This is a genomic window from Shinella sumterensis (assembly GCF_004514425.2).
Lineage (GTDB): Bacteria > Pseudomonadota > Alphaproteobacteria > Rhizobiales > Rhizobiaceae > Shinella > Shinella sumterensis.
This window is the reverse complement of sequence record NZ_MYFN02000019.1, coordinates 20202-41412: the sequence shown is the minus strand read 5'-3', so window position 1 is coordinate 41412 and position 21211 is coordinate 20202. Positions and strand designations below refer to the sequence as shown.

21 protein-coding genes and 3 pseudogenes are annotated in these 21211 nt (G+C 60.7%); 11 read left to right on the top strand and 13 right to left on the bottom strand.

Annotated elements, in window-relative coordinates; all coding sequences use genetic code 11:
- Nucleotides 1–2 precede the first annotated feature (2 nt).
- Together B5M41_RS24080 and B5M41_RS24075 are read left to right on the top strand one after the other, a co-directional pair.
- Nucleotides 3–599: a cysteine hydrolase family protein gene (locus B5M41_RS24080; RefSeq protein ID WP_134651459.1), complete on the top strand. Its 597-nt coding sequence runs from the start codon at nt 3–5 to the stop codon at nt 597–599.
- Nucleotides 596–961 (top strand): putative quinol monooxygenase, encoded by a 366-nt coding sequence (locus B5M41_RS24075; RefSeq protein ID WP_230640326.1) that lies wholly within the window; start codon nt 596–598, stop codon nt 959–961. Before B5M41_RS24080 ends, B5M41_RS24075 begins: the two co-directional genes overlap by 4 nt.
- 304 nt (nt 962–1265) lie before the next feature.
- On the opposite strand, the gene B5M41_RS24070 is transcribed toward B5M41_RS24075, so the two are convergent.
- From B5M41_RS24070 to B5M41_RS24055, 4 genes are read right to left on the bottom strand one after another with little or no spacing between them, the layout of a single operon-like run.
- Nucleotides 1266–2117, bottom strand: coding sequence for an alpha/beta fold hydrolase (locus tag B5M41_RS24070; protein ID WP_134651457.1), 852 nt, complete (start codon nt 2115–2117; stop codon nt 1266–1268).
- Between the two features lie 28 nt (nt 2118–2145).
- Nucleotides 2146–3147 carry an NADP-dependent oxidoreductase gene (locus tag B5M41_RS24065; RefSeq protein WP_134651455.1) on the bottom strand — a complete coding sequence of 334 codons (1002 nt, stop codon included), beginning with the start codon at nt 3145–3147 and terminating at the stop codon, nt 2146–2148.
- Nucleotides 3148–3163: 16 nt separating this feature from the next.
- Complete coding sequence (locus tag B5M41_RS24060) at nt 3164–4258, bottom strand: alkene reductase (RefSeq protein WP_134651453.1); 1095 nt, start codon at nt 4256–4258, stop codon at nt 3164–3166.
- Between the two features lie 54 nt (nt 4259–4312).
- On the bottom strand, nt 4313–5101 hold the full coding sequence (locus tag B5M41_RS24055) for an SDR family NAD(P)-dependent oxidoreductase (RefSeq protein ID WP_134651451.1): 789 nt from the start codon (nt 5099–5101) through the stop codon (nt 4313–4315).
- Nucleotides 5102–5210: 109 nt separating this feature from the next.
- Between B5M41_RS24055 and B5M41_RS24050 the strand changes: the two genes are divergently transcribed.
- A complete protein-coding gene (locus B5M41_RS24050) occupies nt 5211–5771 on the top strand; it encodes a TetR/AcrR family transcriptional regulator (protein ID WP_167719376.1) in 561 nt (186 codons plus the stop codon).
- Nucleotides 5772–6071: 300 nt separating this feature from the next.
- Here B5M41_RS24050 and B5M41_RS24045 read toward each other — a convergent pair.
- Nucleotides 6072–6251 (bottom strand): annotated as a pseudogene (locus B5M41_RS24045) (IS3 family transposase); the annotation flags it as partial.
- Nucleotides 6252–6413: 162 nt separating this feature from the next.
- Here B5M41_RS24045 and B5M41_RS24040 point away from each other — a divergent pair.
- Genes B5M41_RS24040 through B5M41_RS24025 form a run of 4 tightly spaced genes read left to right on the top strand, consistent with a single transcriptional unit; the run spans nt 6414 to nt 11650 of the window.
- The gene (locus B5M41_RS24040; RefSeq protein ID WP_413713308.1) at nt 6414–7052 is read left to right on the top strand and encodes a TetR/AcrR family transcriptional regulator; all 639 of its coding nucleotides are present in this window, start codon (nt 6414–6416) and stop codon (nt 7050–7052) included.
- A 59-nt stretch (nt 7053–7111) separates the two neighbouring features.
- Nucleotides 7112–8266 (top strand): efflux RND transporter periplasmic adaptor subunit, encoded by a 1155-nt coding sequence (locus B5M41_RS24035; RefSeq protein ID WP_134651449.1) that lies wholly within the window; start codon nt 7112–7114, stop codon nt 8264–8266.
- Nucleotides 8267–8291: 25 nt separating this feature from the next.
- Entirely contained in the window at nt 8292–11450 is a 3159-nt protein-coding gene (locus tag B5M41_RS24030; protein WP_134651447.1) for an efflux RND transporter permease subunit, read from the top strand.
- A 29-nt stretch (nt 11451–11479) separates the two neighbouring features.
- Nucleotides 11480–11650 carry a hypothetical protein gene (locus B5M41_RS24025; RefSeq protein WP_160872814.1) on the top strand — a complete coding sequence of 57 codons (171 nt, stop codon included), beginning with the start codon at nt 11480–11482 and terminating at the stop codon, nt 11648–11650.
- Nucleotides 11651–11821: 171 nt separating this feature from the next.
- On the opposite strand, the gene B5M41_RS24020 is transcribed toward B5M41_RS24025, so the two are convergent.
- Nucleotides 11822–12721, bottom strand: coding sequence for a LysR family transcriptional regulator (locus B5M41_RS24020; RefSeq protein WP_134651445.1), 900 nt, complete (start codon nt 12719–12721; stop codon nt 11822–11824).
- Nucleotides 12722–12838: 117 nt separating this feature from the next.
- Between B5M41_RS24020 and B5M41_RS24015 the strand changes: the two genes are divergently transcribed.
- Nucleotides 12839–13456 (top strand): FMN-dependent NADH-azoreductase, encoded by a 618-nt coding sequence (locus B5M41_RS24015; protein ID WP_134651443.1) that lies wholly within the window; start codon nt 12839–12841, stop codon nt 13454–13456.
- A gap of 321 nt (nt 13457–13777) precedes the next feature.
- Here B5M41_RS24015 and B5M41_RS24010 read toward each other — a convergent pair whose 3' ends face one another.
- The gene (locus tag B5M41_RS24010) at nt 13778–14362 is read right to left on the bottom strand and encodes a TetR/AcrR family transcriptional regulator (protein ID WP_134651441.1); all 585 of its coding nucleotides are present in this window, start codon (nt 14360–14362) and stop codon (nt 13778–13780) included.
- 84 nt (nt 14363–14446) lie between these two features.
- On the opposite strand from B5M41_RS24010, the gene B5M41_RS24005 reads away from it, so the two are divergent.
- Nucleotides 14447–15511: an aldo/keto reductase gene (locus tag B5M41_RS24005; RefSeq protein WP_134651439.1), complete on the top strand. Its 1065-nt coding sequence runs from the start codon at nt 14447–14449 to the stop codon at nt 15509–15511.
- Between the two features lie 140 nt (nt 15512–15651).
- On the opposite strand, the pseudogene B5M41_RS24000 reads toward B5M41_RS24005, so the two are convergent.
- A pseudogene (locus B5M41_RS24000) lies at nt 15652–15906 on the bottom strand (hypothetical protein); the annotation flags it as partial.
- A gap of 486 nt (nt 15907–16392) precedes the next feature.
- Complete coding sequence (locus B5M41_RS23995; protein WP_230640325.1) at nt 16393–17064, bottom strand: pyridoxine/pyridoxamine 5'-phosphate oxidase; 672 nt, start codon at nt 17062–17064, stop codon at nt 16393–16395.
- Nucleotides 17065–17486: 422 nt separating this feature from the next.
- On the opposite strand from B5M41_RS23995, the gene B5M41_RS23990 reads away from it, so the two are divergent.
- Entirely contained in the window at nt 17487–17987 is a 501-nt protein-coding gene (locus B5M41_RS23990) for a GNAT family N-acetyltransferase (RefSeq protein ID WP_329959104.1), read from the top strand.
- Nucleotides 17988–18046: 59 nt separating this feature from the next.
- Here the strand turns inward: B5M41_RS23990 and B5M41_RS23985 are convergent, their stop codons facing one another.
- Complete coding sequence (locus B5M41_RS23985; protein ID WP_269139622.1) at nt 18047–18283, bottom strand: thermonuclease family protein; 237 nt, start codon at nt 18281–18283, stop codon at nt 18047–18049.
- Nucleotides 18284–18485: 202 nt separating this feature from the next.
- Complete coding sequence (locus B5M41_RS23980) at nt 18486–18932, bottom strand: hypothetical protein (RefSeq protein WP_134651435.1); 447 nt, start codon at nt 18930–18932, stop codon at nt 18486–18488.
- Between the two features lie 477 nt (nt 18933–19409).
- On the opposite strand from B5M41_RS23980, the gene B5M41_RS23975 reads away from it, so the two are divergent.
- Nucleotides 19410–19757 carry a YidB family protein gene (locus B5M41_RS23975; RefSeq protein WP_134651433.1) on the top strand — a complete coding sequence of 116 codons (348 nt, stop codon included), beginning with the start codon at nt 19410–19412 and terminating at the stop codon, nt 19755–19757.
- A 38-nt stretch (nt 19758–19795) separates the two neighbouring features.
- On the opposite strand, the pseudogene B5M41_RS23970 reads toward B5M41_RS23975, so the two are convergent.
- Both B5M41_RS23970 and B5M41_RS23965 read right to left on the bottom strand, forming a co-directional pair.
- Nucleotides 19796–20806, bottom strand: a pseudogene (locus B5M41_RS23970) (IS3 family transposase); the annotation flags it as partial.
- Nucleotides 20799–21014, bottom strand: coding sequence for a hypothetical protein (locus B5M41_RS23965; RefSeq protein WP_134652488.1), 216 nt, complete (start codon nt 21012–21014; stop codon nt 20799–20801). The pseudogene B5M41_RS23970 and the gene B5M41_RS23965, both read right to left, overlap by 8 nt.
- Nucleotides 21015–21211 lie beyond the last annotated feature (197 nt).

Below are 21211 nucleotides of genomic sequence, written 5' to 3'. Positions count from 1 at the left end.
GCATGACCGACCCATCCAAGAGTGCGCTGATCCTGATCGAATATGTCAACGACTGGCTCTCCCCGACCGGCGGCATCTATCCGGCGTTTCAGGACCGGGAGCAGGTCGACACCGCCATTGCCAATTCGAAGATCATCCTCGAAGAGGCCCGCCGTCGCGGCATGCACGTGATCCACGCGGCGCTGAAGTTCGAGCCGACCTTCAAGGTGCTGGGCGAAGCAAAATATGGCCTGCGCAAGATGATGCGCGACTACGGGTCTTTCCTGGGCGAGCAGGCTGATTTCTTCCCTGGCTTCGAACCGGCGGAAGGCGAGCATGTCGTCCGCGCGCGCGCCGGCGGTAGCAGCGTCTTCGTCGGAACCACGCTCGACGGCTACCTGCGCAACAACGGCATCTTCGATATCTACCTCGCCGGCTTCTCGCTACGCCAGTGCGTCGAGTCTTCGATGCGCAATGCCCATGACCTCGGCTACCACACCAACGTCATCTACGACGCCTCAGCCGGATATACCCGCAAGCAGCAGGACGACTTCGTGGCCGAGATCACACCTTTCTACGCCAACGCGATCACCGCCCAGGAGTTCGTGTCGCATGAGTGAAATACCACAGCCCGGCCTTTCAGGGTCGGGCCTTGGTTTATCAGGGCTTCGGAGGCGATACGATGATTGGATTGATGGTCGAACTCGCAGTCACGCCTGACAGCGGTGCAGCATTCGAATGCGCCTTCGCCGTTCAGGCGGCTGCGGTGCGTGCAAACGAACCGGGCAACCGCCTGTACGAACTGTTCAAGTCGACCACCCTAGCCGACAGCTACACGCTCGTTGAAATCTACGAGGATGATGCCGCGCTTCAGGCGCACCGCGCATCGCCGCACATGGCGGCCAATCGCCTGCTCACCGCGCCCTTTCTGGCCGCACCGCCCGTCATGCACATGTTCACGGTTGTGCCGTACGCCCTGTAACCGACCGACGGTATGCGTGCTTACGGCGGCACACTATAGTACACAGTGATCGGCAGAATATCGGTCTGTGGAGAGCAATCGGCCGGGTTGGCGTCCGGCCGCCCGACGAAAGGCGCTAGGCCGGAAAGTCGGAGAACCGCGCACCGGTAGCCTCGACGTGGGGTTGGGCGTCGCCCTCCAGTCTGCGCTGCGGATAACCAGTGCCAAAATTGCCGCTCCCCAGCGCCAGTCTCGAAAGTTGAAGGCCCGTACAGCCGAATGTCATGTAGTCCATCGCAAATCCTTGTCGGTGCGGGGGTGGCAATCAGACGGTCAGGAAAGCCTTGGCTTTCGTCAAAAAGGCGTCGTGATACTGGAAGATGCCGCCATGGCCTGCGTCGGGGTAGAAGACGAGCTCGGCGCCTTGGATGCGATGGGCCAGCTCGGCTGAGTTTTCACTCGGCACCATGATGTCATGATCGCCGTTCGCTACAAGGACGGGCTTGGCGATGGTCTCCAGCGGCTGCGGCGCCTGCTGGCCCCAGGCCTTGATAGCCTTCAACTGTCGCAGAAAAACTTTCAGCGAGACCGCCTTGTCGCGATCCTCCGCGCGCGCTTTCAATCGGGCGAGGAAGGTCTTGGCCGCCCGCTTGCCCGCCGCGCTTGACGTGAAGAAGAGATAGAATTTGGGGTCGCGGAAGGTCAGCAGGCCTTTGATGATGAGCGGCCACGACACCAAGCCGACCCGTTCGATTCCGGTTCCACCCGCCGGACCCGTGCCGGCGAGGATGACGCGGCGGACAAGATCGGGTGCGTCGAACAAGATCTGCTGGGCGACGAAGCCACCGAGCGAGAAGCCGATCAGATCGATCGATGTCAGTCCGAGCGCGTGGATCGTTGCGATGGTGTCGCTCGCCATTTCGGCGATGCTCAGAGGGGCTGTGCCGCCGGACGCGCCGATGCCGCGATAATCGATGGCATAGACCGCTCGATCGACAGCCAGGCCCTCGACGATCGGAGGATCGAAATTGTCGAGGTTCGCGCCCCAATGGTTGAGGAGGACCACCGGCACGCCGCCGTCAGGCCCGAGACGACGATAGGCGAAGCGCGTACCGGCAGCCTCAACGTGGTGGGTGGGCGCCGTCTTCCAGTCTGCGTTGCGCGTGTGGGTGGTCATGATGGAATCCTTGTTCTTGGGTATGGCGTCACTTCAGTGTGACGACGACCTTCCCTTTGGCGCGACCGGTATCGACATAGGCGAACGCATCGTTCAACTTCTCGAACGGGAATGTGCGATCGACCACCGGACGGATGACGCCATCTTCGATCAGCTTCGTGATCCGGCCTAGCTGCTCGCCGTCGGCGTGCATGAAGAGAAAGGAATAGTCGACGCCCGCGCGCTTTGCCTTGCGCCGGATGCCGGCGCTGAGCAGGCGCAGCACGAGCCGAAGCACCACGTTCAAGCCCTGGGCGCGCGCGAAAGCGGGATCGGGAGCGCCGGAGATCGAGATGAGCTTGCCGCCGGGCTTCAGCACCTTCAGCGATTTTTCCAGCGTCGTGGCATCGAGCGTGTGGAGGACAAGGTCGTAGCCCGACAGCTCTTCCTCGAAGTTCTGGCTGCGATAGTCGATGACGACATCGGCCCCCAGCTCCTTCACCATCGGAATGTTGGCGGCACTCGTCGTCGTCGCGACCGTCGCGCCGAGATGTTTGGCGAGCTGGATGGCGAATGTGCCGACACCGCCCGATCCGGCGTGGATCAGGACCTTCTGTCCTGGTTTGATCTGCGCGCGTTCGACCAGTGCCTGCCAGACAGTCAGCCCGATCAGCGGGATCGATGCGGCCTCGGCCATCGAGATATTGTCCGGCTTGAGCGCCAGATCGCTCTCGTTGACGACGATCCGTTCGGCAAAGGTGCCGATCCGTCCGTCACGGGGGCGGGCATAGACGGCGTCGCCGATTTTGAAGCGCCGCACATTTGCGCCGACGCTGATCACGGTGCCCGCCAGATCGTGCCCAAGCACGAGCGGCGTCTTGTAGGGCAGCACCGGCTTGAACGCGCCGTCCCGGATCTTGGAATCGATTGGGTTGAGCCCTGCCGCGGCGACCTCGACCAGCACGTCGTCGGGACCTGCCACGGGTTCGGGCATGTCGCCCAGTCGCAACTGTTGTTTCTTGCCGTAGCGGTCGAGGATGAAGGCCTTCATGATGCTCTCCTCCAGTTCAGGCGTCGGCTGAAACGATCGCGGCGGGATAATCGGTGTAGCCCTGCGCGCCGCCGCCGTAGAGCGTGGCCGGATTGAGCTGGGCGAGCGGCACACCGCTTTTGAACCGATCGACCAGATCGGGATTGGCGATGAAGTGGTGGCCGAAGGCGAACAGGTCGGCCTTGCCCTCGCTGAGGCGCGACTTGGCAAGATCAAGATCATAGCCGTTGTTGGCGATATAGGTGTTGCGGAAGCGCTGACGCAGTGCGTCGAAATCGAAAGGTGCCGCATCGCGCGGTCCGCCGGTCGCGCCCTCGACGACGTGGATATAGGCGATGCCGAGGCGGTCCAGCGATTCCACGACGTAGCCGTATTGGGCTTGCTCATTGCCCGACAGCACGGAGCCACCTGCGGGCGACACCGGCGAGAGGCGAACGCCCGTACGCTGCGCACCGATCTCGCTCGCCACGGCGGCCGTGACCTCAATCAACAGCCGGGCTCGGTTCTCGATCGAACCACCATAAGCGTCCGTGCGGACATTCGCGGTCTCGCGCAGGAACTGGTCGAGCAGATAGCCATTCGCGCCATGGACCTCGACCCCGTCGAAACCGGCCGCGATCGCATTGGCCGCAGCCTTGCGGAAATCCTCGACGATGCCGGGGATCTCTTCCGCTTCGAGCGCGCGCGGCTCGGATACATCGGCGAAACCATTGTTCACGAACGTCTTGGTCTCGGCACGGATCGCCGACGGCGCGACCGGGGCCTCTCCGTCATGAAGATCGACATGACTGACACGGCCGACGTGCCAGAGTTGCACGAAGATGCGACCACCCTTGGCATGGACCGCGTCGGTCACCTTGCGCCAGCCGGCGATCTGCTCTGGCGTATAGAGACCGGGCGTGTCCTGATAGCCCTGGGCCTGTTCTGAAACCTGTGTCGCCTCGGTGATGATGAGGCCGGCGCTCGCACGCTGTGCATAATACTCCGCCGCAAATCGGCTCGGCACGAGGCCCGCACCTGCGCGGTTGCGGGTCAAGGGCGCCATGACGATGCGGTTCGCAAGCACGAGCCCGCCAAGGTCGTAAGGGCTAAACAGATCGGTATCAGTCATTTTCTCAGTTTCCGTTCGAATGCGTTGAATGCGTTTGCGTAATTCTGTGGCTTCTCACGCGCTCGCCAGATAGCGCTCGGCGGGCCGGGACTGCGCGAAACCGGGGATCATGGCCTGACGTGCGGTCTCGAAAGCGGTCCATTGTTCCCCATCATGAAGTGGCGGCATGGTGACGGACTCGCGGCGGTCGAAACCGACCAACGCCGCGTCCACCAGATCGTCCACCTCCATCACGCCTGAAAGAGTGTCGACATCGACGCCCGCATGGCCCCAGATCTCGGTGCGGGTCGCTGCCGGAAGAACAGCCTGGACATAGACGCCCTGGGAAGCGAGCTGGAGGTTCAACGCCTGGGAGAGATGCAGCACGAAGGCTTTGGTCGCGCCATAGACCGGCATGCCGAATTCCGGCGCGAGGCCGACCACGGAGCCAATATTCACGATCGCGCCTTCACCTGCTTGCGCAAGGCGGGGGGCGATGGCGCGGGCAAGACGCACGAGAGCCGTCGTGTTGAGCGCCACCAGCCTGTCGATATCGTCAGCGGCTTGTTCGAGGAAGTTGCCCGCCAGGCTCGCACCGGCATTGTTGATGAGAATGCCGATCCGCGCGTCATCGCGCAGTCGCGCCTCAACCGCTGCGCGCTCTGCCGGATTGACGAGATCGGCCGCCACGATGTCGATCGTCACGCCGGTGTCGCGCCGCAGGCGATCGGCCAGCGTCTCCATCCGCGCCGTGTTACGGGCGACCAGCACCAGATCATGACCACGGCGCGCGAAGCGCTCGGCGTAGGCGGCGCCGATGCCAGTGGAGGCGCCGGTAATAAGGACGGTTGGCTTGTCGGTCATGGCATTGCCCTTTCGTGGCATTGAAACTATATTAATGATGATTGTCATCATTGATCATAAATATGATAGCCATCATCAAAATGTCAATAGCGAGCGGAGACCAGGCGAGATGAAAGTGAGTCAGGAACAGAAGGCGCAAAACCGAGACCGCATTTTAACCGCGGCAGCGCGGCTGTTTCGGGAAAAGGGTTTCGATGCGGTCAGTGTCGCCGAAGTGATGAAAGCGGCCGGCATGACCCATGGTGGCTTTTATGGACATTTCCAGTCAAAGGACGATCTGGTCGCCCAAGCCATCGCTCACGCCGTCGGCAGCCAATCAGTGATCGACGATCTTGGCGTCTGGATCGACACCTACCTCTCCGAACTGCATCGTGAGCATCCGGACCTGGGCTGCCCAATGGCTGCCCTTGCGGGGTTCATGCGGCAGCAGGCCCCGGAAGCACGCGCGTCCATGGCACAGGTCCTCGCCTTGCAGATCAACACGCTCACCGATGTCATGCCAGGTGCCGACCCTGCCAAGCGGCGCCGGGCGGCAATTGGTAGCTGGTCCGCGATGGTCGGCGCCCTCATCCTCTCGCGGTCGATCGATGACCCCGCGCTGTCGGGCGAACTCTTGTCCGAGACCCGGGCATGGATTGGCGAAAAAACAATTCGCGGGAATGGTGAATGACATTGCGCCTCACACTTGCCGGAGAGGGGCAGTGACCTGGGAGGTCCAGCGCTAGGACCCGCATTGGGCGACGCACCCCGGTTCCGTGAACGATCTTGTAGCCCACCCCTCAAGGATGACAGCTGACTGATTGATCATTAGTCAGGCTTCTTCTCGCGAAGCCTGAACACGGGTGCGTCCTGAACCGTGGCTTGTGCAAAAGAGATCAAAGCCTTGATCACTGCTTCTGGAACGCAGGTCAGCTCCGGGATGTCGCTGGTTGGCGAATGAATAGCCCCGAGTTTCGTAGACACCCTCGGGTTAGATTCTCTGCTGCTTCTCAAACGAGACGGGCGACAGTATCCCGTTTCTGACGTGCTTGCGTTTCGGGTTGTAGAACATTTCGATGTAGTCGAACACGTCCTGACGTGCTTCATCGCGTGAACGATAGACCCTGCGACGTATACGTTCTCGCTTTAGAAGATTGAAGAAGCTCTTCGAAGCGTAACACACACACCAATGACAGAGCTCTCGCCACCGCCACCGCCGGGTGTCAGCCGCTGAGGCGAATGCTGCGCCGGTTACGATTTCCCAGCCACCGATCGCCCATCAAGCCTGCAAATGGTTGACAGATGCTGGCTTTCGTTTTACGACTAACGAAAAATGAAATTCGTCACACGTCACTCGAAAGCCGTCACTGCCATGGATACGACCACCAGCTTCGACGAAGTCCGCCGAGAAAATATCACCCGCATCCTTGATGCGGCCGAGCGGCTGTTCAAGCATTACGGTTATACGAAAACGAATGTCGCCGACATTGCCCGCGATCTCGGCATGTCGCCGGCAAATATCTACCGTTTTTTCTCCTCCAAGGCCGATATCCACCAAGCACTCTGCCGCCGGATGCTCGCCGCCAGCCAGCAGGTTGCCGTGGAAATTGCCGCGCGCAAAGACAGCGCCTGCGTGCGGCTGAGGGATTTCATCCTTGCCCAGTTCAAGATCACCGCCGAGACCATGCTGGCCGACAAGAAGGTCCATGAAATGGTCGTCGTCGCCATGGAAGAGAACTGGCCCGTCATCGAGGAACATATTGAACGGATCCGCATCGTTATCGAACGTGTGATCGCCGAGGGCATCGCCGCCGAAGAGTTCCGCGAACAGAATGCAGCACTTGCCGCCGAGAATTTCATGTCGGCAACAATCCTCCTCTGTCATCCGCAGCTTGTTGCCAAATGCCTTGCCGAAACCCGTATCGGCAAGCCGGAAGACCTGATCGATTTCGCCCTTCGGGGCCTGAAATAATTTCTACCCAAGCACCGGCGTCTCCCGCGCCACCCGTCATCATTCCATGGAGTGGGGCCATGTCCTCGTTTCGTTTTGTTACTGCCACGACAGTTCTGAAAATCGCCGTAGTTGTAGGAGCCCTTTCGTTTCTTGCCGCCTGCTCGGAAGAGAAAAAGGCGGAGGCACCGGACGTGGTGCGCCCCGTCAAGGTCGCCGAGATCGGCGCGCCGGATGAAGGCCGCAAGCTCGTCTATTCCGGTGCGGTCAAGGCTCGCACCGAGATGAACCTCGGCTTCCGTGTTTCCGGCAAGATCACCGAGCGGCTGGTTAATGTCGGCGACCGTGTCAGCCCCGGCGCCGTGCTCGCGCGCCTCGACCCGGTCGATTACAAGCTTGCCCTCACCCGCGCCGAAGCCGATCTCTCGTCAGCCCGGAAACAGGTCGAAATCACCGATCTCGCGTATCGCCGCGCCCAGACGCTCGCTGCCCAAAATGTCACGTCGCAATCGACCCTCGAGCAGGCGTCGCTGTCACGCGATCAGGCCGTGTCCTCCCTCCAGTCGGCCGAGTCCGCACTCGAGCAGGCCCGCAACCAGGTTGCCTATTCCGATCTGAAATCCGATCAGAATGGCATCGTCACCACGGTCAGCGCCGATGTCGGCCAGGTCGTGTCGGCCGGCACGCCGGTCGTTACGGTCGCCGTCGATGGCGAAAAGGAAGTGCAGATCGCCGTGCCGGAAATGGATGTTTCGCATTTCCAGCCGGGCAAACAGGTCTCCGCCAGCTTCTGGGCTGCCAACACGACTGTGCTGACAGGAAAAGTCCGTGAAGTCGCCCAGAGTGCCGATGCCCAGTCGCGCACCTTCTCCGTCCGCGTCAGCCTGCCCGAGGATCAGCGTGTGCTGCTCGGCATGACCGCGACGATCGAGGCAAAGGCCGACAATGCGGTTCCCGCGTTTTCCGTGCCGCTTGCCGCGCTCGGCGAAAAGGACGGCAAGAAGGTCGTCTGGGTCGTCGACCGCCAGAAGGGCACGGTCAGCTCGCGGCCGGTCGAAGTCGTCGATTTTTCCGATGACGGCGCCCGCATCTCCAAGGGTCTTTCGACCGGCGTTCTGGTCGTTTCGGCCGGCACGCAGTTCATGCGCGAAGACATGAAGGTGAGGCTGCCGGAAACAGTGACCTCACGCTTCGGCAGCGTCAACAGCCTCACCACGGCCTCGGTCGCACCCTGACTCTTAGGATCGAAGAACCACGCTCATGACTTCGCACAACGCGCCTTCTTCGACGGAAGAGAAGCATAAATTCAACCTTTCCCGCTGGGCGATCTCACATCCCAGCATCGCCCGTTTCCTGTTCGGCCTGATCATCGTCATGGGCGCCCTTGGCGTCATGAACATGGGCCAGAAGGAAGATCCGGATTTCACCTTCCGTGTCATGGTCGTGCAGTCGGTCTGGCCGGGCGCCTCGATCGATGACATGCAGAACCAGGTCGTCAACAAGATCGAGCGCAAGCTGCAGGAAACCCCGCATCTCGACTGGGTCAAATCCTATATCCGCGCTGGCGTGGCGATCACCACGATCCAGATCAAGGGTGACACCAACGGCGCCGATGTGGCGGACGCCTTTTATCAGGTGCGCAAGAAGGTCGGCGATATCAAGCAGGATCTGCCGTCCGGCCTGCTCGGCCCCTATTTCAACGACGAATTCGGCGATACCTACATCACTCTGCACGCGATCAGCGGCGACGGTTATTCCTATCCGGAGCTGAAGAAGTTCGCGATCCAGGCACGCGACATGCTGATCGCCACGCCCGGCGTCGAAAAGGCCGTCATCCTCGGCGACCAGCCGCAGAAGATTTTTATCGACGTCTCCTCCAAGGCACTGGCCGAACGCGGCCTGACCGTGGTCGATATCCAGAACGCCCTGCAGGGCCAGAACGATGTCGATCCGGCCGGCAGTGTCGAAACCGCCGATCGCTCCGTACGCATCTCCGTTGAAGGCGATGTCACGACGCCGGCTGAAATCCGCGAACTCAGGCTCAAGGCCGGTGATCAGGTGATCCGTCTCGGCGATATCGCCACCGTCAAGGACGGGCTCGAAGAGCCCTATCAGAGAAAATTCCGCGTCAATGGCCATGATACCGTCGAACTCGGCGTGGTGATGGCCAAGGGCTTCAAGGTCACCGATGTCGGCAAGGGTGTCGAGGAAACCTACAAACGCTTTGAAGACACGCTGCCGGTCGGGGTCGAGGTGACGCAGATCTCCAACCAGCCCGAAGTCGTCACCGAAGCGGTCGGCGAATTCACCCAGGCGCTGATGGAAGCTCTGGTCATCGTGCTGATCGTCTCGCTGATTTCGATCGGCTGGCGTTCGGGCATCGTCATCGCGGTTGCCATTCCGCTCGTTCTCGCTGCGACGTTGGCCATCATGTTTTATATGGGCATCGAGCTGCAGCGCATCTCGCTCGGCGCACTGATCATTGCGCTCGGCCTTCTAGTCGACGATGCGATGATCGTCGTCGAGATGATGGAGCGCAAGCTGGAAGAGGGGTTGAACCGCCTGGATGCGGCGAGCTTCGCCTATTCCTCGACCGCCTTTCCGATGCTGACCGGCACGCTGATCACCACGGCCGGCTTTATCCCGGTTGGTTTTGCCGCCTCCACGGCGGGTGAATATGTCCGCTCGCTGTTCTTCGTGGTCGGCATTGCGCTGGTGACCTCATGGTTCGTCGCCGTCTATTTCACCCCTTGGCTCGGCTATATGATCCTGAAGCAGCGGGCGCATGCCGGCACGCATCATGATGCCTATGACACCCGTTTTTATCGCGGCGTCGGCCACACCGTGGGCTGGGCCGTGCGCCACAAGGCGATCGTGCTGCTCCTGACGCTCGGGGCCTTTGTCGGTAGCCTCTGGTCCTTCCAGTTCATTCCGCAGAGCTTCTTCCCACAATCGTCGCGGCCGGAAATCCTTGTCGACATGTGGCTGCCAGAAGGCACCGCGATCAAGGAAGTCGAACGCCAGGCCAAGGCGCTCGAAGCCAAGATCATGGACGATCCGGACAAGAAGTTCGTCGCCACGTTCATCGGTGAAGGCGCGCCGCGCTTCTTCCTGCCGCTTGACCAGCAGCTGCGCAACCCGAACTATGCCCAGCTTCTCGTCATGTCGAACGGGCTCGAAGAGCGCGAACGGATGATCGTCAAGCTGCGCAAGATTTTGGCCGAGGATTTCCCGACCGTGCGTGGCAAGGTCGACCGCCTCTTCCTCGGACCTCCCGTCGGCTGGGCCGTGCAGATGCGCGTTATTGGCCCGGACCGTGCGAAAGTGCGCAGCATTGCCGATCAAGTGAAGCAGCGTTTTGAACAGCAGCCGAATTTCGGCGCCGTTCATGACGACTGGATGGAGCAGGTGCCGGCGATGAAACTGGTGATCGACCAGGATCGTGCGCGTGCCCTCGGCGCCTCCTCGCAGCGCGTGCGGCAGATGCTGCAGACTGCGACCAACGGCGCCCCGATCAGCGATTTCCGTGATGGCGAGGAAACCGTCTCGATCGTAGTGCGCGAGCCGGATGCGACCCGCAGCCTCCTCTCGGCCGTCAACTCGGTCTATATCCCGACCGACAATGGTGGCTTCGTGCCGGCATCGCAGATCGCCAAGGTCGTGCCGCTGCTCGAACAGGGTATCGAATGGCGCCGCGACCGCCTGCCGACCATTACCGTCAAGGCAACGCTGCCGGATGGCGTGGAGCCGACCCAGGTGACCATGAGCCTCTATAACAGCATGGCCGATCTGCGCGCCAAGCTGCCGACAGGGTACAAGGTCGAGATCCAGGGCGGCGCCGAAGATGCGGCGGAAAGCCAGCAGTCGATCGCTGCGAAGGCGCCGATCATGCTGCTCGTCATCCTCGTGTTGCTGATGATCCAGCTGCAGCATTTTGGTAAGGCGATGCTGGTGCTCGCCACCGGCCCGCTCGGCATCATCGGCGCCGCCATGGCGCTGCTGATCACCGGTGCGCCGTTTGGCTTCGTCGCCATTCTCGGCGTCATTGCTCTGCTTGGCATCATCATGCGCAACTCGATCATCCTCGTCGACCAGATCGACCAGGATATCGCGGCCGGCCATCCGCGGATGGAAGCGATCGTCGGTGCGGCGGTCCGCCGTTTCCGGCCGATCACGCTGACAGCGCTGACCGCCGTGCTGGCGCTGATCCCGATCTCGCGCGGTCTGTTCTGGGGGCCGATGGCCTATGCGATGATGGGTGGCATTCTGGTTGCGACCGTGCTGACCATCCTTGTCCTGCCGGCAGCTTACGCGCTGTTCTTCGGCCGCGAGCCGAAGGCGAAAAAGGAAGACGAGAAGTCCGCCAGCCAGGGTGAGCTTTTCGACGAGCACCATGCCATGCCGATGGCCGCCGAATAACCAATCTTGCAACGCTTTGGGAAGGGCATTTGCCTGCCACCCTGCAGAACGATGAAAGCGAGCGGCTGGCGGAAGCGTTCGGCCAATTTTTGGCCGATTATCTCGGCTCGGCCGTCGATCTGTCCGTTCATGCGGCAGTAGGCAATCAAAACACGGATATCTTGGCACCGGGAATCGCCAGTCTGGTGCCGATCCCCTAATGGTCATTCGCAGGTTAACCACGCCAAAGGCGCCGGTTCGTTCATCGATCTCATTTCGGACGTTGGCGATAGTGCGACTAACACCGAAGAGCCGATTTTGACCGCGTTCATCGCGGCTCTTCCGGTATCTCTCAGGGATTAGGTGATACCGACGACAAGTGTTTGATCGGATCAGAGCGACAGCCGGACCTGCAGGTCGTTAAGGAGCCACCGGCCGGCCGGGCCAGGTTCATGGCCCGCCATGCGGGCGGCGTAGATGGTCAGGGCGTCTGCCGGGTCACGGGCATCTTCGGCCAGCTCGAGCCGAACCAGATCGCTGGCTGCGAGATGATCGGCAATCAGATGCTCCGGCATCCGGCACCAGCCGAAGCCGGCCAGCAGGAAATCCAACCTGCGGCCGAGGTCGACAAAGCGCCACCGCGTGGCGCTGGTCAGGCCGTAATTGTTCGCTTCCCGATCGACCGGATCGGACAGGACGAGCTGGATATGGCGCTCCAGGTCGTCGCGGGTTGCCGGACGGCCAAGCGCTGCCAATGGGTGTTCGGCGCTGACCACGGGCGTCAGCGCCACGCGCAGGAGCGGCGAAGCCACGACGTCCTCGGGCACCACCGGCAGCAGCAGGCAGAAGGCCAGTGCGACGTCGCCGCTGCGCAAACGACGCAGCGCCCCGCCCAGGCCCTCGGTCGAGAAGCTGACGGGAAGATGCGGATAGGCCTGGTGCAACGCGCGCAGGCTTTCAATGAGCGGGGCGGTGGGCACCAGCGGATCTATGGCCAGAGCAAGCTCGGGCTCGACCCCGCCTCGCGCGCCGGTCGCGACGGCCTCGAAGCGAGCCGCGCTCGAAAGCACCAGCCGGGCCTGATCGACCAGAACCCGGCCCGTTTCAGTCAGGCGGGGGCGATGGGTGCTGCGGTCGAAGAGCTGGACGCCCTGGGCGGCTTCCAACGTCGCCACCGACTGGCTGATTGCCGATTGCGCACGGCGCAATTGCCGCCCGGCCGCCGAAAAGCTGCCGGCATCAGCAATGGTCACCAGGATGCGCAACTGGTCGAGGCTGAGACTGCCGATCATGATCCATCATATTCACCGATAGAGATGATCAATTTATTATCGCTCCTGCCGCTGGATGAAAAGCCCTATATCGTCCGTATCAGTCACGGCTGTTCAGCCTAAAACCTTGAGGACGCCATGCCCAACCTTCTCGTTGTCGAAACCAGCGCGCGCGGCGAGGCTTCGATTTCCCGTCAACTGACCAAACGCCTTGTCGCCAATTGGCTTGAGGTGAACCCGCATGGCGCGGTCGTGCGGCGCGACCTGGCCGTGGATGCGCTGCCGCACGTGACCATGCCGTGGTTGTCGGCCTATTTCACGCCACCGCATGCCCATACCGCGGACATGGCCGAGCAACTGCGTCTTTCGGACGCGCTGGTTGCCGAATTGCTGGCAGCCGACGAGCTTGTCATCGCCACGCCGGTCTACAATTACAATATCCCGGCCAGCCTCAAAGCCTGGATCGATCACGTCGTGCGCAAGGGCGTAACGCTTGGCTTCGACGGCAAGGGACTGCTGATCGGCAAGAAAGCCACCGTGGTGCTGGCGTCCGGCGGCATCTATGGCGAGGCCTCGCCCATCGACCACCTCAATTTTGCCCCGCGATACCTCAAGGCCATTCTCAACGTCCTCGGCATCACCGACGTAAAGATTATCCATGGCGATGGTGCCAAGGCCGTGGATATGGGTGAAGTAACGATGGGCACGTTCATCGACGCCGTTGTTCGAAAACTCAAGCGCGCCGCGGTAGCCTGATTGATCGGGAGTATGCGGCCCCCCGATGGAGCCCGCTTGCTTCCACCGAGTTCAGGTGTGCCGCAAGATCGCCGCTGGCCTTCATCGCATCTTGCCTTCGGATCACTGTTCATGCCGAACGTGCTCACGCTCGTCCGATCTGGTAGCCTTGCCTTGCAATAGCTGACCGTCCGCTTCCCCACCCCATTTCTGACGTCAGTCGCCTGAAATCGAAGGCGTGAAATCAGGCATTACGGGCTTGCACCGCAACTCTGCACTCGCGGTACATGCAGACCCGACGAACCGGTCACTCCCGACAAGCGCTCCAACACGGAACGAGCTTCATGGTCCAGCAAGGCCATCCAGCTCGTCCTTGGCGCCCAACCCCCTGAAGATGAGAGCTATTATCCTCGCTGCCTGAGCATCCCTGCCGGGGTGGGATGGGATTTGCCAAAGCACGCCGAGAAGCATCAGGACATCGTCGGCATTTGCACCGCGATCGATTGCACCCGCAGCCTCACTTGCAGCTAGGAGTGAGCGCACCGCCAACACGATCTGCCGATAGGTCTCACGTTCATCATCCTCGGACGTAGCTCCTTGCAGAAGTTTTGCCACTCCGCGCTTCATCGCACTGGAAACGGCCAGCTGGGCGCACCACAGACGAAACGCCTCAAGGGGAGGACGCTCCTGCAGAAGCGTGGATGGGAGAGCCGCCAGGGCGCTGATCTCCCTACGATAGATGGCCAGGGCCAGAGCTTCCCGCGTCGGGAAGTGGCGATAGAGCGTGCCTTGTCCAACGCCGGCTGCCTTGCCGATGGCGCTGAGCGGCGTCTCGGGATCCGCGGTCAGAGCCTCCCGCGCCACCTCAAGTATGCGATCACGGTTGGCGCGCGCGTCCGCCCGCAATCCATCTTCTCCTGCAGCCATATCGCCCCTTGACTAAACGGACAATTGTCCGTTACGTAACAGCAAGCGGACACTTGTCCGAATATAGCGGATGCGGAGACAGACATGCAATATGCCAAGCTCGGCCGCACCGGCCTCGATATTTCGCCTGTCGCTATTGGCTGCATGGGGTTCGGGGACCCGTCGCGAGGCTACCCTTCCTGGTCGCTTGACGAGGAAGCAAGCCGGCGCCTCATTCGCCACGCACTGGAGGCGGGCATCAATTTCTTCGACACGGCCAATCTCTATTCAAACGGGTCCAGCGAGGAAATCCTCGGGCGGGCCCTCAAGGACTTTGCGCACCGCGAAAACGTTGTGATCGCCACCAAACTCAGCGCCCCGATGCGCGACGGACCTAACAGTATAGGGCTGTCGCGCAAGGCGATCATGACCGAAGTCGATATGAGCCTCAGGCGCCTTGGCACCGACTATATCGACCTCTACCAGATCCATCGTCGCGACAGGACCACGCCCTGGGAAGAAACGCTCGAGGCCCTGAACGATGTCGTCAAGGCCGGCAAGGTCCGCTATCTCGGTGCATCGTCCATGAAGGCCTGGGAATTCGGCAAGGCGCTACACCTGCAGCAATCCAACGGCTGGGCCCGCTTCGTGTCGATGCAGGATACCTACAATCTGCTTGACCGCGAGGAAGAGCGCGAGATGCATGCGCTCTGCATCGACGAAGGGGTGCAGACCATTCTCTATAGCCCTCTCTACCGTGGCCGGCTGGCCCGGCCGTGGGGCGCGGTCACGGCAAGAGCGGAAAGCGAAACGGCCTACAAGCTGGGAGCAGCCACGGCCGACAGCGACAAGCGGATTGTCGATGAGGTGGGGGCCATTGCCGAAGAGCGAGGCGTCGGCCGGTCGATGATCGCGCTGGCCTGGTTGCGTCGCAATCCCGTGGTGGCAGCGCCGATCGTGGGTGCGCTGAAACCAGACCATATCGACGACGCCGTGGCCTCCCTCTCGATCAGTCTCACCGACGACGAGGCAGAAAGGCTGGAGGCGCCCTATACGCCGCGGCTCGACCATCAGGGAGTGTCAGACCCGGCCATGCTGCGTCGCGCAGCCGAAACAGCCACAGGACACAGCATCAGCCGTCTCCCGGTCCGGGCGTCGCTCGCCAACTGATGTCAGCTCTCAAGCGCGCCTTAGCCAGGACCGGACTGTCTCCCTTCCACCCCTTTGCTTCCGGTAACAATGAAGGCGGAATAACCCGAGCACCTACCCAGCCAAAGTTTTTTCTGGTGATGGCTGGCGCGAGGGCCGGATCAGGACGCTATCTGGAGCGCATCGTCGGGACGCTCGATATCGGCGGCAAGCGCCTCTTCGACTACGGCAAGCAGCTTGCGCTTTTCCGCCAACTCGCCGGCGAAGGCGAATTCGGCCTCGCCATCGCGGGCCTGATATGAAGCCAGCCTGCGGCGGCCAACGGCGAGACGCTGACGATAGCGCTCCCGCTCGCCCTCGAAACCGTCAAGCGCATGTTCGATGCGGGCTATGGCCCCGAGCGGCGTGGTGGTAACCCAACTGGCGGATCGTCGCCTTAACCCGCTTGCCGAGCTTGATATACAGCTCGACCGCGCGAATTCTGTCAGCATGGGAATGACATGAACTACCTCCTGGTGGTCCAAGTTTTAGTCCGCATCCCCAAGGGGTCAACATTCCGCGCCGATTGACATTCTTCGGCATGGCGCTTGCGCTGGGTTCGTTCTGGGCGCTCATCCCGGCTGCACGAGCAGGGGCAGTGCTTGTCTTGAGCACGTCATGGGAAGATCGGCTGCTGCAAGTCGAACTGCCCGGATATGACGCGTATTCCCGTTGGGTGCGATGGAGACTGGTTCCAGGCGTCTGGTGAGAACTGCTTCGGTTGTCAAGGATCGGAAGGCCTTGAAAACGGCGTTTCCGGTTTTTGAGCCAAAGTGGCAGGGAGAATGGCGACGGCAAGAAACAAAGTTAACCGACGCAAAGAATGTTGCATTAGCCAAGCCATCAAGCCACATAACCCACGATCAAGGCCAGAGCCGAACCCGATCCCATTCTTTGTGATCGGCGGATAGCGTGAAGCGCAGGCGCTTATGGTTGCGGTCGCTCGCCCCTTGCCAGAACTCGACAACGGTAGGTGCGACGGCATAGACCTGCCAGCCCGGGGCGACGTGATCTGGATTGGCCGAGAGGAACGCCTCCGCTTCCGCCAGATTTCTCTCCAGTTCCGTTGCGTCCGAAAGCACCGCGCTCTGTCGCGAGGCAAGGGCACTGGCCCGAGAGCCTTGCGGGCGCTCAAGGTAGTCGGCAGCGCATTCGTCGGCTGGAAGAAGACTTGCCAGTCCGCGCAGTCGGATTTGCCGGCCGAGCACCGGCCAATAGAACGTCAACGCAACATGCGGCTCCGCTGCTATCTGCTGTGCCTTTGGGCTTTCTGCCTTGATCGCAAAATGCCAGCCGCGCCCATCGACATTTTTCAGGATCAGCACGCGGGCATCCGGCCAGCCATTTTCGTCGCGGGTCGAAAGCGTCATCGCATGTGGTTCGCGTATGCCGGCCGCCAGTGCCTCATCCAGCCAGATTGCAAAGGCCTCTTGTGGAGCTCTGGGGAATGCCTCCAGGTCCATGTCCGGAAGTGGCGCCTTCAAGGATGGAATTCGACGCAACTTGTCTTTCAAGCTTGTGGTTTCGGATGTCACGATAGGCACCTTTCTTCGGGGTATGCGGACTGGATGAAGGACGGGATGTCGCTCGGACGGCAATCGGACAGAGCGTAGCCGGAACCGGAGCGCGTAAATTGGATAGCTGACAACGAAACGGCCAACGGCAAGCCTATATATTATGCATGAGGGGCGGGAGTGACAGCCTCGATCTGCGTGGTTTGTTTGAATTGAACAAATCCCTGGGTCCGCATTTCGCTATTCAATTCCAAAAGTAGGTCATCCCGATGTTCCGGCGCAGAAGAGGACTGCATTGCAATTGAGGTTCGAGTGGCTTAGCTTCCGCCCATGCTTGTAGGAACCCTCTAACTGTCTCGCTTGAGACACGCGATCGCAGCCTGCCCGTGTCGCCTGATCCGCGGTGCGGCGCATGTTGTATACTTGGGCTTCTATAAAGGTTCATGACATTGGAAATCAGATCCGAGCAACCAGCCGACATCGCCGCAATCAGCGCTGTCACCACCGCGGCATTCAAGACCGCGCCCCACAGCAGCGGGACCGAGGCTCGCATCATCGAGGGCCTGAGGGCGGCCGGAGCGCTGACCCTATCTCTCGTTGCCGTCGATCAGGATGAGATCATCGGTCATGCGGCGTTCTCGCCCATAAGTATCGCCGACGTCCAAGAGGATTGGTATGGCCTTGGGCCGGTCTCCATCAGTCTGGAGCACCAGGGCCAGGGGATTGGTCAGTTGCTCATTCGAGCCGGGCTCGAACGGCTTCGATCGTTGCAGGCCGCGGGCTGCGTGGTCCTGGGCGATCCCCGGTATTATCAGCGGTTCGGTTTTGTGAGCGATCCGGCTCTGACCTATGGCGGCGATCCTTCGCCCTACTTTCAGCGCCTGATCCTTAATGGCCCGCCGGCTGCCGGCGACGTCAGTTATCACTCCGCGTTCGAGGCGTAGCGAAAACGAAGGCGGCCCTTATGGCGCGCGGCCAATTGCACAGGCACATCGTTGTCGATTCAGCACCGAGGTTCGCGACGGCCGCTCCACGTCCGCGCAAGACCTTCGCTCACGAGCTGGTCGCCGACATCGCGCCCGTTGACCGAAAGGGCAGCCAATGTGCGACCGTAACGGTCCGTGCCCTGTCGATAAATTTGCACCCGCTGGCCGTCGAGAATGTCGGCCAGCCGACGCTTTGACCGAAAGGCGAGGTCAATTTCATATCGGCACTGACCTTCCAGCTCGGGGGCGTCGATATTGAAAATCCTACCTCAAAAGTAGGAAAGAAGACGTCTACAAATCCAGGAGCTATTCAAGCTTCTTGTCCTCTCCATAGCTAAGGACAAGAGACAGTACAATCCATTCATGCGTACGCTGAAACAAACGCATGGGCTGTTGAATCAAGAAGGCCGCCCGATAAGTTCAAGCGACCTTCGAGACTTCGCTAGCCGCGGAGGATTAGCTCTTCAGGGCTGTGTTGCACAGACTCCAGTAACCACCACCCTTCTGGATCCATTTCAGATCGCCAAGGGTGCCATTATCCTTGTTTGCCCGATAGCTGTCGACGCAGGTATGGAGCCGCTGCTTCCCGGGGGTCTCGCTGGAATACTTCTTGTCAACGGCCTTCGGGAAAACAACGCTTTTGGGGGCTTTCTTCGTGGACTTCGCCGGCTCTTTATCGGGCGTGGCCGCTATGTCTTTTTCGTCTGCTGCGTCTTCCGCAGCAGCGTCGGTCCCGCAATTCTTGGCACGAAAGTCATTCCATTTCATGCCCTTGGCAGAGCCATCGGCCTTTGCCGCCTGATATTTGGTGCTGCACTCCTTCATGGTGAGCGCGGATGCGGGGGAAGTGAGCGCCACCGTAGCAAGCAGCGCGAAGGATGAGAAAATTACTGTCCGGATCATCTTGTTGAATCTCCTGTTTGGAGGTTGCCCCTGCCGCGCGAATATCTAACTGACCGGGTTACTTGTCAACGCACTCTAAAACAGGAAAAGCGAAAGAAATTTCGGATGCGCTGCTTGAAATTCTACAATAGAGAGCTAACGGCGCGCTTCTTTCACTTGCAGCTCACGGACTTCGCGAGAGAAAACTAGAAGAAAGTCGATCCAAATCCTCGAAAATCCAACGGTCCCCGCGTCTGCGTAGACATAACCTCAGTGCCAGTTCTGTTTCGCCGACGCCCACAGAATGAACTGTTGGAAGCAATGAGCGCCTCCAGCCGCTATTACCGCAAGCTGACGGCGCGCGGCACATCTAAGAACCCGTCGGCCTAGTGATTGCGTGAGCCCCTTTTTCAAAGCTCCGACACGTTGCCTTCGTTTGAGCACAATTTAGTATCCTCTTATTCGCAATATCAGATCGGGTCTGAATCGGAGATATCCATGGGACTGCTTGATGGACTGCAGAACATTGTCAGTGACGCCCTAAACGGAAAGCCGGTCGACCTCATGGCGGTGGCGGGGCAGGTCTTGCAAAACGCCGGTGGCCTGAATGGTATTGTTGCGCAATTGAACCAGGCAGGACTGGGCGAACAGGTCACGTCCTGGATCGGGACGGGCTCCAACCTGCCGATTTCCGAAGGTCAAATCAAAACCGCACTTTCGTCCGATACTTTGCGGAATCTCGCCCAGTCGTTCGGTGTCGACGTCGACCAACTCCCTCAACTTCTTGCCGAACATTTGCCGAAGATGGTCGACAAGGCAAGTCCGAACGGCGTGTTGCCGTCATAGCCAATTGAATAGCCCCGATTTTCGTAGACCCCCTCGGGTTAGATTTTCTGCTGCCTCTCGAACTCGACGGGCGACAGCATTCCGTTTCTGACGTGCTTGCGTTTCGGGTTGTAGAACATCTCAATGTCGTCGAACACATCCTGGCGCGCTTCATCGCGTGAACGGTAGCCCCTGCGACGTATCCTCTCCCGCTTCAGAAGATTGAAGAAGCTCTCGGCCACCGCATTGTCACGGCAGTTGCCGCGTCGGCTCATCGAGTGAACCAGATTGTGGTGCCTGACGAACGATGCCCAGTCCATGCTGGTGAACTGCGCCCCCTGATCCGAATGAACCAGCACCTTGTCCTTCGGCTTTCGCCTCCACACCGCCATGAGCAGAGCCTGCAATACGACGTCCGTGGTCTGTCGGCTCTGCAGTGCCCAGCCGATGACACGGCGCGAATAAAGGTCGATGACGACCGCAAGGTAAGCGAAGCCCTCGCAGGTTCGGATGTAGGTGATGTCCGTGACCCAGGCCTTGTCCGGAGCCGCGACGTCAAATTGCCGGTCGAGTGTGTTGTCGATAGCGACGGCAGGCCTGCCGCCATAGATGCCGGGACGGCGTTTGTAGCCGATCTGCGCCTTGATCCCGGCGAGACGCGTCAGGCGCGCGACCCGGTTTGGGCAGCACATCTCTCCCTGATCGAGAAGGTCGTCGTGCAGCTTGCGATAACCGTAGACCTTGCCGCTCTCTTCCCATGCCTTCAGGAGCAGATCGGTCTGTCGCTTGTCCTCGTTGGCTCGCCTGCTCAGCGGGTTCTTCAGCCAGGTGTAAATCCACTCGGGTGAACCCGCAGAAGGCGGCACATCGTCCGCACCGAAAACTGCAAGCGATGCAGAGCAATGAACGCGTACTTCACTTTGCATCCCTGGCGAAATACGCGGCCGCTTTTTTCAGGATGCTCGCTCCTCGGTGACGCGAGCCAGTTCCTTCTTCAGCCGCCTGATCTCCTCGGCCTCGTCGTTGCCCTTGGCGTTCGACGCCGCAAACTTCTTCTTCCATTCATACAGGCCGGCAGGACCTGTCGAAGCTCAAGCCGGCCGGTGTCGCGATGCCGGTCATGTGCACGCTGCGCTCGCCGGCTGGTGTAAAGCGATAGATTTCATCGCGGGAATAGGATGCAACATAGATCATGCCATCAGGGCCAATGGTCAGCCCGGAGGGGCCGGAAAGCCCATCCGCGAACGTCGTGCGGTTGCCGGCCGGGTCGATGCGCAAACCCGGCCGGCACTCCATTCAGCCACAAACAGATTGCCGGCAGCATCGAACGCCATGCCGACCGGCGAACTAAAGCCGTCCCATAGCTTTTCCGGCACGGCCGTGTTCGCATATGCGGCCGTCGGCGCCATGATGGGGAAAGCAGGCGCCACGGCGAGGATGAGAGCGCCGGCGGCGCTCAGAAAACGAAGAGGGTT

Bases quoted from the DNA above. Each gene is read 5' to 3' on its own strand.
- B5M41_RS24080 (WP_134651459.1), top strand. From the start codon at position 3: ATGACCGACCCATCCAAGAGTGCGCTGATCCTGATCGAATATGTCAAC.
- B5M41_RS24070 (WP_134651457.1), bottom strand. From the start codon at position 2,117: ATGACCACCCACACGCGCAACGCAGACTGGAAGACGGCGCCCACCCAC.
- B5M41_RS24065 (WP_134651455.1), bottom strand. From the start codon at position 3,147: ATGAAGGCCTTCATCCTCGACCGCTACGGCAAGAAACAACAGTTGCGA.
- B5M41_RS24060 (WP_134651453.1), bottom strand. From the start codon at position 4,258: ATGACTGATACCGATCTGTTTAGCCCTTACGACCTTGGCGGGCTCGTG.
- B5M41_RS24055 (WP_134651451.1), bottom strand. From the start codon at position 5,101: ATGACCGACAAGCCAACCGTCCTTATTACCGGCGCCTCCACTGGCATC.
- B5M41_RS24050 (WP_167719376.1), top strand. From the start codon at position 5,211: ATGAAAGTGAGTCAGGAACAGAAGGCGCAAAACCGAGACCGCATTTTA.
- B5M41_RS24040 (WP_413713308.1), top strand. From the start codon at position 6,414: ATGAAATTCGTCACACGTCACTCGAAAGCCGTCACTGCCATGGATACG.
- B5M41_RS24035 (WP_134651449.1), top strand. From the start codon at position 7,112: ATGTCCTCGTTTCGTTTTGTTACTGCCACGACAGTTCTGAAAATCGCC.
- B5M41_RS24030 (WP_134651447.1), top strand. From the start codon at position 8,292: ATGACTTCGCACAACGCGCCTTCTTCGACGGAAGAGAAGCATAAATTC.
- B5M41_RS24020 (WP_134651445.1), bottom strand. From the start codon at position 12,721: ATGATCGGCAGTCTCAGCCTCGACCAGTTGCGCATCCTGGTGACCATT.
- B5M41_RS24015 (WP_134651443.1), top strand. From the start codon at position 12,839: ATGCCCAACCTTCTCGTTGTCGAAACCAGCGCGCGCGGCGAGGCTTCG.
- B5M41_RS24010 (WP_134651441.1), bottom strand. From the start codon at position 14,362: ATGGCTGCAGGAGAAGATGGATTGCGGGCGGACGCGCGCGCCAACCGT.
- B5M41_RS24005 (WP_134651439.1), top strand. From the start codon at position 14,447: ATGCAATATGCCAAGCTCGGCCGCACCGGCCTCGATATTTCGCCTGTC.
- B5M41_RS23990 (WP_329959104.1), top strand. From the start codon at position 17,487: ATGACATTGGAAATCAGATCCGAGCAACCAGCCGACATCGCCGCAATC.
- B5M41_RS23980 (WP_134651435.1), bottom strand. From the start codon at position 18,932: ATGATCCGGACAGTAATTTTCTCATCCTTCGCGCTGCTTGCTACGGTG.
- B5M41_RS23975 (WP_134651433.1), top strand. From the start codon at position 19,410: ATGGGACTGCTTGATGGACTGCAGAACATTGTCAGTGACGCCCTAAAC.